Annotated in this window: 1 pseudogene; it reads right to left on the bottom strand. The window is 64.9% G+C overall.

The window, feature by feature from the left end:
- Positions 1–111: 111 nt before the first annotated feature.
- Positions 112–345 (bottom strand): annotated as a pseudogene (locus EN851_RS34725) (autoinducer synthase); the annotation flags it as partial.

The following is a 345-nucleotide window of genomic DNA, read 5'->3' as shown; positions in this document are numbered from 1 at the left end:
CATAGGCGTGCCTGTCCAGCACGGGCCGGCCGTCGTGGGAAGATACCGTGACGACCAGCGTGTGGCCGCGCAGTTCTGGTTCGGGATGGTAAGTCATGGCCGCCTCCCGCCTCACGAAGCCTGCCTGAGGCCGAGCTGGCCGGGATAGCCCCTGGACAGCACCGGCAGGAAGTGGTTGCGGCGCTGGCGCACCACTTCCAACGTATGGTCGGTAAAGGTGAGCAGCGTCGCCACGACCTGCTGGTTGCCATAGGTGCGCTGGTAGCCGAGCGGCTTTGCCAGGAAGTGCAGCTGCAGCCCCCTGAGCACCCACATCGGCTCGAACTCGATGATGACCTGATTGAC

Source organism: Mesorhizobium sp. M8A.F.Ca.ET.208.01.1.1 (assembly GCF_004791315.1).
GTDB lineage: Bacteria > Pseudomonadota > Alphaproteobacteria > Rhizobiales > Rhizobiaceae > Mesorhizobium.
This window is presented reverse-complemented; position numbering and strand designations above follow the sequence as displayed.